This window comes from Alicyclobacillus fastidiosus, assembly GCF_026651875.1.
Classification (GTDB): domain Bacteria; phylum Bacillota; class Bacilli; order Alicyclobacillales; family Alicyclobacillaceae; genus Alicyclobacillus; species Alicyclobacillus fastidiosus.
On record NZ_CP104067.1, the window covers coordinates 4,652,539 to 4,666,185 of the forward strand.

General features: G+C 52.2%; 13 protein-coding genes and 1 pseudogene. 3 read left to right on the plus strand and 11 right to left on the minus strand.

Annotated features, from left to right (window positions below; translation table 11 throughout):
* Positions 1–118: 118 nt before the first annotated feature.
* From NZD89_RS22835 to NZD89_RS22845, 3 genes are read right to left on the minus strand one after another with little or no spacing between them, the layout of a single operon-like run.
* Entirely contained in the window at positions 119–1,330 is a 1,212-nt protein-coding gene (locus NZD89_RS22835) for an ABC transporter permease (protein WP_268004981.1), read from the minus strand.
* Positions 1,327–2,049, minus strand: coding sequence for an ABC transporter ATP-binding protein (locus tag NZD89_RS22840; protein WP_326492884.1), 723 nt, complete (start codon positions 2,047–2,049; stop codon positions 1,327–1,329). The genes NZD89_RS22835 and NZD89_RS22840 overlap by 4 nt, the downstream gene beginning before the upstream one ends.
* Complete coding sequence (locus NZD89_RS22845) at positions 2,049–3,212, minus strand: efflux RND transporter periplasmic adaptor subunit (RefSeq protein WP_268004983.1); 1,164 nt, start codon at positions 3,210–3,212, stop codon at positions 2,049–2,051. The genes NZD89_RS22840 and NZD89_RS22845 overlap by 1 nt, the downstream gene beginning before the upstream one ends.
* 698 nt (positions 3,213–3,910) lie before the next feature.
* Here NZD89_RS22845 and NZD89_RS22850 point away from each other — a divergent pair.
* The gene (locus tag NZD89_RS22850; protein ID WP_268004984.1) at positions 3,911–4,333 is read left to right on the plus strand and encodes an alkaline phosphatase family protein; all 423 of its coding nucleotides are present in this window, start codon (positions 3,911–3,913) and stop codon (positions 4,331–4,333) included.
* A 121-nt stretch (positions 4,334–4,454) separates the two neighbouring features.
* On the opposite strand, the gene NZD89_RS22855 is transcribed toward NZD89_RS22850, so the two are convergent.
* The 8 genes and pseudogenes from NZD89_RS22855 to fdhF all read right to left on the minus strand — a co-directional run bounded on the left by NZD89_RS22855 (position 4,455) and on the right by fdhF (position 11,013).
* A complete protein-coding gene (locus NZD89_RS22855) occupies positions 4,455–4,580 on the minus strand; it encodes a hypothetical protein (RefSeq protein ID WP_268004985.1) in 126 nt (41 codons plus the stop codon).
* A gap of 21 nt (positions 4,581–4,601) precedes the next feature.
* Entirely contained in the window at positions 4,602–5,093 is a 492-nt protein-coding gene (locus NZD89_RS22860; RefSeq protein ID WP_268008587.1) for an ATP-grasp domain-containing protein, read from the minus strand.
* Between the two features lie 12 nt (positions 5,094–5,105).
* Positions 5,106–5,345, minus strand: coding sequence for an ATP-grasp domain-containing protein (locus NZD89_RS22865; protein WP_268004986.1), 240 nt, complete (start codon positions 5,343–5,345; stop codon positions 5,106–5,108).
* A 249-nt stretch (positions 5,346–5,594) separates the two neighbouring features.
* Positions 5,595–5,921: a hypothetical protein gene (locus NZD89_RS22870; protein WP_268004987.1), complete on the minus strand. Its 327-nt coding sequence runs from the start codon at positions 5,919–5,921 to the stop codon at positions 5,595–5,597.
* Positions 5,922–5,933: 12 nt separating this feature from the next.
* Positions 5,934–6,659 (minus strand): pirin family protein, encoded by a 726-nt coding sequence (locus NZD89_RS22875; RefSeq protein ID WP_268004988.1) that lies wholly within the window; start codon positions 6,657–6,659, stop codon positions 5,934–5,936.
* A 518-nt stretch (positions 6,660–7,177) separates the two neighbouring features.
* Positions 7,178–7,492, minus strand: a pseudogene (locus NZD89_RS22880) (catalase); the annotation flags it as partial.
* A 23-nt stretch (positions 7,493–7,515) separates the two neighbouring features.
* Entirely contained in the window at positions 7,516–8,028 is a 513-nt protein-coding gene (locus tag NZD89_RS22885; RefSeq protein ID WP_268004989.1) for a helical membrane plugin domain-containing protein, read from the minus strand.
* A gap of 12 nt (positions 8,029–8,040) precedes the next feature.
* A complete protein-coding gene (fdhF, locus tag NZD89_RS22890; RefSeq protein ID WP_268004990.1) occupies positions 8,041–11,013 on the minus strand; it encodes a formate dehydrogenase subunit alpha in 2,973 nt (990 codons plus the stop codon).
* A 249-nt stretch (positions 11,014–11,262) separates the two neighbouring features.
* Here fdhF and NZD89_RS22895 point away from each other — a divergent pair, with 249 nt between their 5' ends.
* Positions 11,263–11,403 (plus strand): hypothetical protein, encoded by a 141-nt coding sequence (locus NZD89_RS22895; protein WP_268004991.1) that lies wholly within the window; start codon positions 11,263–11,265, stop codon positions 11,401–11,403.
* A gap of 212 nt (positions 11,404–11,615) precedes the next feature.
* Positions 11,616–13,511, plus strand: a complete 1,896-nt coding sequence (locus NZD89_RS22900) for a S53 family peptidase (RefSeq protein WP_268004992.1) — start codon at positions 11,616–11,618, stop codon at positions 13,509–13,511.
* Positions 13,512–13,647: the final 136 nt, after the last annotated feature.

The window sequence follows — 13,647 nt, forward strand, 5'->3', positions numbered from 1 at the left end:
GTGTGCTATTTGTTTACAAGTAACCCCCCCCCCCACGTGCAACCGTGGGGGGTTACAATATGACTTAACCAACAATTTTTCAAAATTTGTTTATGACAATATCTCATTACGTTCGGAGTTACTCAAAACGTAATGCATTGATGGGAGAGAGGCGCGATGCTCTCATCGCAGGGTAGATACCAAAAACCAATCCAATGGCAACCGAAACGATGAACGACAGCCACACAGAAGACATATTAATTTGAACTGCATTGTCCATAAACTTACCAATTACAATCGCAGCCATACCGCCCAATGCAATGCCCGCAATTCCTCCGATTAAGCCCACAAAGCCGCTCTCCAGCAAGAACTGCCCCAAAACAGCACCTTTCGTCGCCCCTAGTGCTTTTCTTAGACCAATTTCTCGCGTTCTCTCTGTGACGGAAACGAGCAAAATGTTCATAATTCCAATACCACCGACTAAGAGTGAAATGCTTGCAATCCCACCCAATAAATTTTGCATCGTTTGGTTAACACCTTGCATCGCACTTAGGAGTGTGGCCTGGTTGGTAATCGTAAAATTGTCTGATGATGAGAACGACAATCCATTGGTCTGGCGCATAGTCATTTCAATCTGTGCTTGGGCCATCGACATGGACTTACTACTCACAGCAGATGCGTAAATCATGCTCGGATCGGCCGTTCCGGTGAAACGGTCCTGCAGCGTGGAGTACGGAATTATGATTTCATTATCGTTGTTCGTAGCTCCACTTGATCCTTGCGTATTCAATTCCCCGATGACTTGAAATGTGATTCCATTTATCCAAATGGTTTGCCCCACTGGATTGGTATTGCCGAAAATGTTTTGTGCTGCTGTTGCTCCGAGAACAGCAACGTTTGCTGCGTCGTTTTCTTCAACTACATTAAAGGGGCGCCCAGCAGACATGGTCAGGTTGCGAATCGAGAAAATGTCCGGTGTACTCCCTTCAATAGCCGTTTGATAGTTTGTCGAACCGAAAACGACCTGACCACTCGACGTTTGAACCGGCGCTACAGCAGACAAAGCCGAATCTTTCTGCAGTGCAGTAACGTCGCTTAGTGTAAGAGGTTGCCCAGAGCCAAGCCCCTGGCTTATGCCGTTCTGTGTCGATTGTCCAGGGGAAATCTCGAGAACGTTCGTACCTAATCCCTGAATCTGCGAAGCGACACTGTTGGTTGAAGCGGTTCCAATACTCATCAATGCAACGACAGATCCAACTCCGATAACCATCCCGAGCAACGTCAAAATTGTACGAAGTGGATGGGTCCATAAACTGCGAAATGCAGTCGATAAGGCTTTTGCTCGCTTCATGATGCGTTCACCGCCACAGCTTGACGTGGATTGGCGACGAGTTGGTCGTTATCAATGTGACCGTCGCGAAAGCGGATAATACGTGTTGCGTGTTGTGCGACATGATCCTCGTGAGTGACCATGACAATTGTCTTTCCCTCGCGATTTAAAGATTGAAACAATGCTAAAATTTCTTCTGTTGCAGCGCTATCTAAGTTACCTGTAGGTTCATCAGCCAGGATTAGACTAGGATTCGTAACAATGGCACGAGCGATGGCTACGCGCTGTTGCTGTCCGCCAGATAGTTGATTTGGGTGATTATGCCCTTTCGTAATGGGATCGATCCCGACTCTTTCCAAAGCCTGAACCGCTCTACGTTCAAAGTCTCCTTCGCTTGATTTGCTATACCACAGTGGAACCGCAATGTTCTCAATGGCAGACGTACGCGGTAGAAGATTAAAACTTTGGAATACAAATCCTATTTTTTCATTCCGCATGCGCGCGGTATGCTTATCCGACAAAGTTGACGTGGGAATGCCATCAATCCGGACATCACCACTTGTTGGTGAGTCGAGCAGGCCCATTAAATGCATCATGGTTGACTTTCCTGAACCAGAGGGGCCCATAATCGCTACAAACTCTCCCTCCTGAATTTGAAAACTAACATCGTTCACTGCGTAAAACGGTTCACCACCAGACTCGTAAAGCTTTTTGACGTGGTCCATCTCAATTAAAGCCATCATTGCTGCCCTCCATTTCCACCGCTAAAGCCACCGTATCCGCCGGTGCTACCACCAAAATTACCCCTGCTATATCCATAACCACCACCAAAATTACCGCCGCCATAGCCGCTCATTCCGTAACCACCGCTGTGCGTTTGTCCAGTCTGGCTAGCACTTGAAGAAGACTGTTGGACGGTTTTCGTGACAATAGCCACTTGCTCTCCTGCGGTAAGACCACTTTTGATCTGAACAGTATTTCCGCCATACAGACCAACTGTCACTGGAACGAATTTCAGGCCGTTTGGCGTGGAAGACTGGAACGCCATATGCGTATCAACCGAGATATTATTACTGGAACTGCCCTCGGAACCGGTGCTTTGTACATAAACTCCTGTTTGTCCGCCTTGCTGGGTCAAAGCTGCAGTTGGCACAATTAATGTGTTATTGGCCGATTGCTCAGTCACATTTACGGAGACACTCGCGCCGGGCATTAGTGTTATTCCAGACTTGGTCGGCTTGTCCACCTGAACTGTAACAGGATACTCGGTGACACCACTATCTGTTTGCGGGACCAAACCAACACTGATTACTTTTCCGGTCAGTTGATCTGAGGCTGATGTGGACAAAGAAATCGTAGCGGATTGTCCAGCGTGAATCTGGCTAGCATCTGCCTCAGGGACATAGCCCTCAACTTCATAATCCGAAGTAGCCAAATTCCCTATGATTGCAATTGTATTGCTGTTGGTGTTACCTTCGTTACTGCTTTGATTACTACTATATCCAGTAGACGATGAAGCTGAGTTCACTGTGACTTGATCCGGATTTGCGATTTGCATTACCGTGCCAGCAATTGGACTCGTAATGTTGGTCGAGTTTGCGACCGCGATCACTTGCCCTTTGGTAACTGTCTGCCCAACTTTGACTGATACTGATGAGACGGTTCCGTTACCGGTCACTGTAGCTTCTTGAATTGGATTTAATGTGCCTGAAAAACTACTCGTTGTGGCAACATTCCCTTGCTGCACAGTGACCCACCGAATTTGTTCATTAACTGTTCCAGAAGCTGAAGGTTTCTCTACGAGGCCCCAGTACGAGACTCCTCCTCCAGCAATGACGACTGCGCCGACAACCCACGGCCAAGGCCGTTTCCACCATGTTCGCTTGTTATGGGAGATACTCACGTAAATTCCTCCTAATATTTTTGTTTATTTAACTTCCAACGAACTCTCAATTTAAATCTTCAAGATCGAATCAACACAAACATTATGTTAAGTGGATATTGAATTTTAATTGAGTTAAGAGATCTGGGATGAAGTCACTAATAAAAGAAAATTAATGAATAGGATGGATATGTAGAGGACGGAGCTGACACCAATTGTAAAGACCAACTAGGAATTTATAGTATAGGTGTACTAAACAACGAGTGAAACATCTGCCCATTGATGGGCCCTATAACTTGTTCAAACATAGGCTATGACGGATTTGATGTGTGGCCAAATTAAACTGTAATTGAGGGTGTGTAGCATTGCGTAAGCCGGGAGTTCAACGGATGCCCAGGGAATTTCTATTCCTCTACCGTCCACTCAAAGTGCGTTGAATTTAAAATAAACCATCATTCCACCAGACTACAAATCTGACGGACAATTAACCTTGTTGTATATACCATTACTTCACCGTTGCCGGTCTATAGATGGTTTACTTTTCTTTTACTTGTGATTTATAGATTTTTTACTTTTAATTCGTGGAGTTTACATAGATTCGGTTTACATTGAGGGTCGCCAGATAAAAGGAGGCTGAACAGTGCGAAATCAGTTTTGAAAGACCGTTTGCAGTTCTCACTAGTATCACAGCACTTGGTGCACTGATAGCTAGTGGTAGCATGTCGACTGTATTTGCAGGTTCATCATTAGTGAAATCAACACCTAAGACCCTAACATCAAGTACACAAGTAATCGGCGCTATAAAAGCGAATACACCGATTCAACACGTAGTCGTTATTTTCGACGAAAATGAATCATTTGACCATTACTTCGGTACTTATCCCGTTGCCAAGAACCCTACAGGTGAGCCACCATTCTATGCAGCTCCAGGCACGCCCAGTGTGAATGGACTGACTGCAGCATTATTGACTAATAACCCGAATGAGGCAAATCCACAGCGTTTGGATCGGTCTCAGGCAGTAACCCCCGATTTCGATCACGGTTATACCTCTGAACAGAAATCATTTGACGGTGGTTTGATGGACAAATTTGTTCAAAATGACGGACATGGCAATTCAGAGGTGGTTCTCGTTTCCAAATGAATGCGCCGCGGGGAAAAGTAAAACAGTTCGGCTCCTTCGAGTTGAGCGACAGCTTGAAACGTGTACACTTTCCGAATCTTCATCGGATCACGCCGAATGTGTAGATATCCGATTCGCGGTTTCATAGCACCTCCCCGCCTCCCTGAACGCGGAAGCGAATGTAGCCGGCGGCCAGCTCAGCAGCCCCACGAGCCATGCCAAGCGAGTGCTCGTCAGAAGCGATGACGTAGGCGTATCGGTGGCCCATCGATTCCGGTTTCTGAATTCGCTACCCCTTGTTCGGTTTGATAAACACATCGCGAACACGCGGCACATGCAGGGCGTCCACCCGGCCTTCCACCGATTTGAGCAGTCCCGTCTCGTGAGCCGTGACAAACTGTGCGTACACGTGCTCAAGCCTCGTTACGTGCAACCGCAATTGCTTCCCAAGATATAACCTTAACGTCTCCTGTGCGAGATTGACTCCATAGGTAAAGTCGATCATTCGATTCATGGCACTACCCGACATCCGCGGATTGATCTCGATGACCTTCCACCCATCATGACGACGTCTCAGCTCGATGTGGCATGGTCCGTTCTCCAGGCCCATCTGCATGACGATAGCCTGCACCGTCTCCCGCAGGCTTTCTACGAGTTCACGCGGAGGAGAAACGAGAACCGCATAGCCAGCCACAATCATGCGGCCACGGTGCTTGAGCATGTGCTGCTCGACGATGGCCACGATGTGAATCGTGCGGTCTTCGACCAATACCTCGACCAGGTACTGCGGGCCTCAGATATACTCCTCGATGAGAATCCGCTCGCCAGGGTACTTGTTCGTCAATTGCCCGATACGGCGTCTGAATTGAACTGCCGAGAACGCGCGAATGACGTCCTTTGACCCGGTTGACCCCGGCCGCTTCATGACGACCGGAAACGCGAGCGACCGGCTGAGTTTGTCGACTGGGCCGCGCCCGTCGTACACCGTGTTCACAGGGTTGTATGGCGTGCCAACAAGTGCATCGCGGGTCATCGGACAAGTCCGTATACATCATCTTGTCGACGTCTTCGAACTCTGCCCGCTGTTTCATAAATGCCTTCCGATCCGTCAACAAGACCGTGAAATACCCCATGTTCGCCGCGGCCTGAACGGCCTCCCGACTCGATCCGCTCTTCTGACAATCCAGGAACACAATCGTTCGCATCGAGACGTCCACCGTAAATGCCTAAAACGAAAAAGAACGCGCCAACCCGGTGGGTCGGCGTGTCCTCACTCTAGTTATTATCTCTCGAAGTCACCTGGCTTGTACGCGATTTGACGGCTGGCCGCGATGACGAGGGAAGACTCGTCATCAAGATATGAGACAGAGCCATCTCCGGTGTAGAACCAGACCTTTTCGACGGCCTTACCGCCTTCTTCCTTGAAGATGAACAAGTTGATTTCGTCCTTCAAGCGCAGCACTTCCTCGACCGCCGGCGTTTTCTCTGTCTTAATGTGAAACGTCCAACCGCTGCCCGTACTCTCGTATGTAAATGGATGATCTCCCTGATCCGAGTCGAATAACACACGGGATCCGACGCCGTGATGAATTCTCAGTCGCTCGTGCATATGCAAGTCCCCCTACGGTAAATCGATGAGCATCAACCGCGACGGCGCAGTGGCGTGTACGTCGAGCGTCGATAGGTCGGTGATGCGCACAGAATCCCTATCGTGCAACTCCGTGCCATCGTTGACCAACACTTCGCCATTGATGACAAACAGGAACATTCTGCGACTGGTCGACGTCTCGTACGATCTCGTCTCCCCACTTGCCATCTGGCCCAAATAAATGGTCATATCTTGATGGACTTTGCCGACGTGATGCGAGGCGTGATGCAAGGCGTGATGCGAGGCGTGGTTGGAGACGACAGGTGTCCACCGCTTGGCCAAGGACTCCGTGTCAAATCGGGTGATTTCGTACGATGGGTTGAGCCCTCGCTCTTCTGGTTCGAACCAAAGCTGCAGAAGGTTTAGTTCCTCGTCCGTCGACGCGCTGAACTCTGTATGAATGATCCCTGTTCCGGCGGTCATCCGCTGGATTTCTCCCCACGATGTAATGCCGACATTCCCGAGGTTATCCTGGTGCTTGAGCTTCCCTTGGAGAACAATGGATACCACTTCCATGTCACTGTGCGGGTGTGCACCGAAGCCTTTTTCGGGTGCGATAAAGTCGTCGTTCAAGACGCGCATGGGGCCAAAGTGGGTGTTTTCGGGGTCATAATATGGGCCAAATGAAAAGCTGAAATTAGAACGAAGCCACTCATTCTCGGCATGGTACCGGGAATCGGCGGGGTAAACCTCAATCATATCCGTCCTCCTGACAGCGCGTTACGCGCCTTTCTCTCGAGGGGTTCGCACTCCTTTGCGGACATCTCGACAACCGTGCACGACACAGCTTCTCTTCATCGTGTCGCCGTACGCATTCATTATACGTGTTCCTCATAGAAACCGAAATTATAGCGCGATCCGTCGATACATACGTCGGCGGACTACGAGTGATGGCACGGTCGAGCACAATCCCAGGTTTACAGGGTGACATGGATACAGACTGGTGCCATGCGACATAAAGGGGCGTTGACCACGATGGTCTGTTTAAACGCTGACACCAGGCGTTCGACGAGGAAGGAGATATCGCCAACAGAGAGGCGGACGAAGCGCATCGCCTCTCGACTTGCACTTTTACTCGAGATGCAAAAATTAGATCAATACGGTTTGGCAGGCTTGGCAGACGCCTGTGCCTGTGAGACGCCTTCGGCCGATTCCGTCGAGCCGATGGGTCCCGTCACGAAGCCTGTTCCACCTCTGCGAAGTAGTTCTCCGGATTCTTGTTGAGCAAAGTCGAAGAACCGCTCCTGATCTTGGATGTTCGTGACAGGATCCGGCTTAAATGCGTGCACCATGTCTGGAAACTTCATGGCGTCGCGAATGAAAAAGACCTTGAGGTTGTTGCCGACGAGATCCCAATTTCCGTCCTCCGTGTAGAAGTCAAAATGCGTGATTTTCTCGAGGAAATCGTAATTCTCGAGGGTCGTTGGGCCACGGCGGCCGACCGTGCGCATGCTCTGGTTGTTGGTGACCGGGTGACCTTGCCGATTGGTCAGCGTGTTCGTCCCCTCGCGGCCACTTCGCGATGCGCCCATCGGCTTGGTCTTGCTGTTCCATTTTAGCGGTCCCCTCCGCGAACAGCTTGTGGCGCACCCTGCGCACGAATTTGCCTACCGAGTGACCGCAACAAATCGAAGGCAAAACCGAGGCCCGCGCCGACGTCGGGATCGCGCATCGCGCCGAGGAGTTTCAGCGGCCCGTGCACGGGCTCGATTTGCCCGCGCTGCGCCCGTTCGGCCGACTGCGAGAGCGCTTCGACGACGCCAGTAAGCGATCCGACGTCGATCATCCCGAGAAGTTGGGCAAGCCCCATCATGTTCTTGATCCCTTTGGCATACTGCGGCTGTTTCGCCTGATTGACCACAATCTCTAAAACGTCCGTCCCCTGCTCGAGCAGCGCGGTGGCCATATTGAGAAACTCCGTCTCGTGCAACAACCGGACGAGCTTCAGGACCTGAATGACGGCGTCCTTGCTCTCGAACAGCTCGTCTTCGATGCTCACTTGAGATTCGTATAACACCTTCTCGGGCGTGATGTCGCGTTCCACGACCTTCTGTATGGCCTGTGCCATCGTCCTTCCCTCCTAGCGCTCTGGTTCTAGAACCTTGTCCGTCAACGGCGTGTAGTCGCGGCGCTTCCACTTGCGTTCCACCATGACGCCGGGTCGAGGCTGCGGGTTGCCGAGCCGGAAGTTCCCACGTGCCATCGGTGAAGGCCCTTTGTCCTTCAACACGTCCATGCGCACCGAAATGTCCTTGTACGCGGGTGTGTGCGTGACTTCGTCGTGATAGCTACTCGTGAGATAATTGACCGCCTCATGGTCCTTTGGCGTGTTCATCGGCAAATACAGTTCGTGACCGGACACTCTATCGGTCACCACCACGCGCAGTTTCACGGTGCCGTACGGAGAAGTTAAACGGACGAGCGCGCCAGTGGAAATCTTGCGTTCCCGAGCCAACTCCTCTGAGATCTCGAGGTAAGTAGTGGGTACTTTCTCCCGAATTCCACGAACTCGATAGGTCAGATTTCCCTCGTGGAAATGTTCGAGCATCCGCCCATTGTTCAGGTGCAAGTCGTACTCTTCGTTTGGCTCGAGCACGGGCGCATACCAAGTCGGGATATAGAAATTCGCCTTTTTGTCCGGGAACGGGAATCCGTCCAAATACAGATGTGGCGTGTCCGTACCGTCCACTTGGACGGGCCACTGCAGACTGTTATACCCCTGCAGCCGCTCATATTTGACGCCTTTCATCAGTTCTGTCAGGCCCATCGCCTCATCGAGAATCTCAGATGGATGCGTGTAGCTCCAATTAGCCCCAAGTCGATTCGCTAAATCCGTGACAATCTCCCAGTCGGGCCTCGATTTGCCCATCGGTTCAAATACGCGATACAGCCTTTGAATCCGACGCTCCGTGTTGGTAAAGGTCCCTTCTTTTTCGAAGCTCGGCGACGCCGGTAGGACGACGTCCGCGAATTGTGCGGTCTTGCTGAAGAACACGTCCTGCACGACGAAAAACTCCAGTTTTTCAAACGCGGCTTGTACGTGATTGGCGTTCGAATCGACAATCGCCATTTCCTCTCCCATGACGTACATGGCCTTCAATTTGCCTTCGTGAATTTTCTCGACCATGTGATGGTTGTCGAGGCCTGGCGTTGTCGACAGTTTGACCCCCCAAGCCGCCTCGTACTTCGCGCGTGCCGCTTCGTCGTCCACAAACTCATAGCCCGGCAGATAGGTTGGTGCGCAACCCATATCGCCTGCACCCTGGACGTTGTTGTGTCCGCGAAGCGGATACGCTCCCGTGTTCGGACGCCCGACGTTGCCAGTGGCGAGCAGTAAATTGCAAATCGCTGTGCTCGTCTCACTGCCACTCATCTGTTGCGTGACGCCCATCGCCCAACAGATACACGCGGAACTCGCGTTGTGAATCATCTCTGCCGTTTGCACGAGGCTCGCTTTCGACAGCCCAGTCTCTCGTTCGGCGTAATCTAAGGTGTAGGTCCCGAGCCACGCCACGAACTCGTCAAATCCATTGACCTTCTGCTCGATGAACTTCTCGTCGTGCCACCCTTGGTCGATGATGTATTTCGTGACGGCACAAAGCCAAATCAAGTCGGTACCCGGCCGGGGGTGCAGGAAGATGTCGGCGCGCGACGACAGATCGTTTCTGCGCAGGTCTGCGACAATCAATTTTTGCCCACGCGTTTTGTGCGCACGGCGGATTCGCGTCGAGAGCACGGGATGCGATTCGGCCGGGTTCGCGCCGATGACGATGACCAAGTCGGTATTGGCGAGATCTATGATAGATCCCGTGTCCCCGCCCAGACCAAACGTCCTGCGCAGTCCCTCCGTAGCCGGCGTCTGGCAGTACCGAGAGCAGTTGTCGATGTTGTTCGTCCCGATGACCGCACGTGCAAACTTTTGCATCAGATAGTTCTCTTCGTTGGTACATTTCGACGAGGAGATACAACCGATGGCGTCCGGGCCGTGGTTGACCTTGATCTGTGCCAATCGTTTCGCCGTGTAATCTAACGCCTCTTCCCAGGACACTGGGACAAACTGGTCCCCTTTTCGAATCAGTGGAGAAGTCAGTCGCTCGTCGCTGTTGACGAAGTCCCAGCCGAATTTGCCCTTAACACAGGTGGATACCTGATTGGCGGGCGCTTCCATCTGCGGTTCGACCTTCAAAATTTTGCGCCCCTTCGTCCAGACGTCGAAGCTGCAGCCCACACCGCAGTACGTACACACCGTCTTGGTGCGCTTAATTCTCGATTCGCGCATCTGTGACTCAATTTCCGAGACCGTGAAAATCGGGCCGTAACCCGGTTCGATCTCTTTCGTAAGGTGCACCATAGACTCCCAGAGCGATGGGCGGATCCCGGTCATAAACCCAGCCTCGCCGAGCATGTTCTTTTCCATCAGCGCGTTACAAGGACACACGGTCACGCAGTGCCCACAAGAGACGCACGACGACTCGTTAATCGGCCGATCGTCATCCCAGATTACGCGAGGGTGCTCACGCTCCCAATCGATCGACAGCACCTCGCTGACCTGAAGGTTCTGGCAAGCCTCGACGCAACGGCCACAGAGAATGCACTGATCTGGGTCGTAGCGATAGAACGGATTGGAGTTGTCTTGTTCGTATGGCTTCGCCTCAAACGGATATTTCTGATGCTCTACGCCCATGTGCATCGAGGTGTTGTGAACCGTACAGTTTCCATTGTTGTTGTCACACACTGTGCAGTAGAGTTCGTGGTTGTGAAGGATACGATTTAAGGCTTCCATGCGCACTTCCGGCGACCGGCCCGACGTGCTCACCTTCATGCCGGTTGCCGCGGGAGTAGAACAAGCCCGCAACAACTTGCCATCCACTTCACAAATACACGTGTCGCAGGTTTCAATCGGACCTAACGCCTCGTGGTAGCAAATGTGGGGGAAGTGCTCGCTGACTGACAAAATGGCGTTGAGTACGCTCTTTCCCGGCTCTACCGCACACATGACACCGTCGATTTCGAGCGAGATGGGTTGTCCAATCGGTGGTGTGTTTTGACTCATCCTCTTAACTCCTCATTGGTTTTCACGAACGCGTACATGCTGAACAATCGCCGTTGACAAACTGCTTGTACGAAACGTCCCTATCATGTTCGTCCTACAGTGTAGTTTTTGGATCCCGCCCCGCGGTTATTCACGCACTTAGCTGCCTAAAGTGCGACGCCTTTTTTCCGTAGCACAGCGGACACAAATCCATCCCTCCACATTCCCCGGTGAGTAACATACAGCATCTCACTTAGAGGAGGTGCTGTCGTGGGTACATTCGGAGGATACACGCGTTGGGCAGTCGTATTTCTGATCATCTTCGTTCTGTTCTTCCTGTTGGTTCCGGCTTACGGCCCAGTTGCGACGAGCTGCAGTTGCGGAACAGGTGCCGGATACGGTTACTACTAATCAACACGTCTAGCATGGACGACGGGGGCTGCTCCACGGTGCACTTGCACCCTGGGGCACCCCTATGCCCGTTTCCCAAGATATATCCCACCACATGGCATTTGGGTTTATGAATCATAAACCACTCCCCCATTTTCGACAATTTATATCAAGAATAGTCCGTATAATCAGAGGCAAAGAAGCATACTTGTACCACTTGGGGGATGACTAAGTTGACCAAGACGATGCATCGATGGATGGCCTTCGCAGCAGTCGGGACACTCGCGAGCGTAATGGCCCCTGCAGTAGCCTTCGCAGACACCACCTCTGTGCAAGCCATTCCACAAGGTGTCGGGCCTGGCGTGTTACAACAGGCCAGTTATTTCGGAGACACCGACCCAAGTACGCCGGTTACTGTGGATCTTGTGATGAAGTTGCAAAACCAGGGCCAACTAGCCCAATTCATCGACCAGACGACGACCCCCGGCCGCGGTTTCCGGCAATACTTAAGCACGAACAGTTTCGCATCGCAATATGCGCCCAATCCCCAAATTGCGAGCGCGATTCAGACATATTTGCGCGCGTATGGCATCCAGTCGACCGTCTACTCCGACAAACTCGTGATTACTGCGACGGGGACGGCCGGACAGTTCAACAAAGCGTTTAACATCTCGCTCATGAATGCAAGTTTACACGGAAGAAAATTCCACGCGACCAAAACGCCACCACAGGCGCCATCCAGTATTGCGAATAGTATCTTGTGTATCCTGGGCCTCACCAACTACTCCGACTTTGCGTCACAGGCGGTGAAACCGTTAACCACGTCGGGATCGACCGAACCAAACGCCGCTTTGGCACCATCGGCCCTGATGCCAAGTGACCTCGAACAACAGTACGACGTGACGCCTCTTTACAAACAAGGCGCAACAGGTCAAGGGCAGACCATTGGCATCGTCACGCTGGCAGACTTCAATCCCTCCGACGCACAATACTTCTGGAACTATAACCACATTCAAACGAAGGCCAATCGCATCCACGTGTATGACGTCGACGGCGGCTCCGGGCTCAGCGAGGCGGATGGTTCCGATGAAACGTCCCTCGACGTCGAGCAATCGGGTGCCCTCGCCCCGCAGGCGGACATCAACGTATACGTCGGGCCAAACTCGGACACTGGCTTTGTCGACGCCTTTGCAAAAGCCATTTCGGATGACGCCGTTCAGGAGTTGTCTACCAGTTGGGGTGAAAGTGAAACGGCCATCGCAAGTGCCGTACAGCAAAACCTTGAAACCCCACAATACGCGCAAGTGTTTAACCAACTCTTTATGGAGGCCGCCGCACAAGGCATTTCCACCTTCGCCGCCGCTGGCGACGACGGTGCGTATGCCGCAACAAGCGACAGTGTTGAAACCTACAACCTGTCCGTCTTAAACCCTGCGGACAGCCCGTATATCACGGCGGCCGGCGGTACGACACTGCCCGTGCTCGAAGCCGCACAGTTCGGCGTCACGAAAGAGCGTGCGTGGGGATTCGACTATCTCTATCCGTTCCTCGCTCAACTAGGCTATCCTCCGCTAAATCCTTATAGTTTTACCGGAGGTGGCGGCGGATTTAGTACCGTATTTGCAACGCCCGATTATCAGCAGGGCGTGTCCGGCGTAAATCACTTCACGGCCGTGCAGTGGTGGACGCCAAGTGCGGACGGTACGTCGACCACGTTCAACGCGAATCCACAGATCGTCACGGGCACAGGATCCGGCCGAAATCTACCGGATCTCTCAATGAATGCAGATCCCGAATCGGGCTACTCCGTGTACTTCAGTTTGCCGATTGCCGACGGATCGAGTGATCTTGACACGGGCTGGTCACAATACGGCGGAACTAGCTTTGTGGCACCTCAGCTCGCGGGGCTGTCGGCGCTCATCAACAGCGCCGACCACACGCAGGTCGGTTTCTGGAACCCGCAAATTTACCGATTTGCACAACAGAAGAACTCGCCATTACACCCGCTTGACGACACGGGCACAAGCAACGACAACATCTACTACACGGGTACCGCCGGCACGATTTACAACCAAGCCACAGGTTTGGGCACGCCAGATGTGGCGCAACTCGCAAATAACTTCCGCTAGTCGCAACAGGAATGATTCGGTGGTCACTACCTGCCGCCGCTAGTCAAACACAACGCTCTCAGCCTTTACACTGAGGGTGTTGTGTTCTTTTTTGGTCTCGCTCCTATCAGCCCTTGTCATTCGTATTCCCTTCTCG

Bases quoted from the DNA above. Each gene is read 5' to 3' on its own strand.
- NZD89_RS22835 (WP_268004981.1), bottom strand. From the start codon at position 1,330: ATGAAGCGAGCAAAAGCCTTATCGACTGCATTTCGCAGTTTATGGACC.
- NZD89_RS22840 (WP_326492884.1), bottom strand. From the start codon at position 2,049: ATGGCTTTAATTGAGATGGACCACGTCAAAAAGCTTTACGAGTCTGGT.
- NZD89_RS22850 (WP_268004984.1), top strand. From the start codon at position 3,911: ATGTCGACTGTATTTGCAGGTTCATCATTAGTGAAATCAACACCTAAG.
- NZD89_RS22855 (WP_268004985.1), bottom strand. From the start codon at position 4,580: ATGGGCCACCGATACGCCTACGTCATCGCTTCTGACGAGCACTCGCTT.
- NZD89_RS22865 (WP_268004986.1), bottom strand. From the start codon at position 5,345: ATGACCCGCGATGCACTTGTTGGCACGCCATACAACCCTGTGAACACG.
- NZD89_RS22870 (WP_268004987.1), bottom strand. From the start codon at position 5,921: ATGCACGAGCGACTGAGAATTCATCACGGCGTCGGATCCCGTGTGTTA.
- NZD89_RS22875 (WP_268004988.1), bottom strand. From the start codon at position 6,659: ATGATTGAGGTTTACCCCGCCGATTCCCGGTACCATGCCGAGAATGAG.
- NZD89_RS22885 (WP_268004989.1), bottom strand. From the start codon at position 8,028: ATGGCACAGGCCATACAGAAGGTCGTGGAACGCGACATCACGCCCGAG.
- fdhF (WP_268004990.1), bottom strand. From the start codon at position 11,013: ATGAGTCAAAACACACCACCGATTGGACAACCCATCTCGCTCGAAATC.